General features: G+C 53.8%; 1 protein-coding gene and 1 tRNA gene. Both read right to left on the minus strand.

Annotated elements, in window-relative coordinates; translation table 11 throughout:
- Window positions 1–338: 338 nt before the first annotated feature.
- Window positions 339–435: transfer RNA gene (locus tag KTH89_RS24715), tRNA-Sec, on the minus strand.
- Window positions 436–442: 7 nt separating this feature from the next.
- The coding region (locus KTH89_RS24720; RefSeq protein WP_238723470.1) for a hypothetical protein at window positions 443–630 on the minus strand (188 nt) is incomplete at its 5' end.

Below are 630 nucleotides of genomic sequence, written 5' to 3' on the forward strand. Positions count from 1 at the left end.
GAGCCTATTCACCAGGAACACGTGATGTGTTCCCGGTTCAGAGGCTCTTGCCCGTCGGACGTGAAGTCCGCCGGTCATCCTGAACCCGGCTTTTCGATTCCCCTAAGCGCTGCACAGCCGCCCTATGCGCTTCCAGGGAGACAAAAAGACCCCGTCGGCCGGGAGTCTTCCCGGATACCGTCTCTGTCCCCTGCCTGAAGCAACGGGCATACCCAAACCCGAGGAAGAACCCAAAAACGCCCCGGAATACGGAGCTTTTCCGTTTGTTTTTTCCTTTGTTTCATGGGGGGCGCGGTCCCTTTTGTAAGAGACAATTTATAGAAAAAGGAACTTATTTTTGGCGGAAACATGTGGGAATTGAACCCACCCGGGACGTATCAAGCGCCCCACACTGGTTTTGAAGACCAGGGGATACACCAGCATCCATCTGCTTCCGGAGTTATTACACTTCTATAAGTATAGTGAGATTAAACAGATCCGTCAAGCGGCAGCTGCCGGTTATGTGTTGTCCGGTTGTATGCTGCGTATTGTGGTTCTTCCTCGGGTTTGGATATGCCCGCTGCTCAGGGCCGGTGTGTGTGTCTGCCGGTGTCCCGGAATGCTTCGGGCAGCCTGATTCTTTTGTGTCTC

It is taken from the genome of Diplocloster agilis, assembly GCF_019042275.1.
Taxonomy (GTDB): domain Bacteria; phylum Bacillota; class Clostridia; order Lachnospirales; family Lachnospiraceae; genus Diplocloster; species Diplocloster agilis.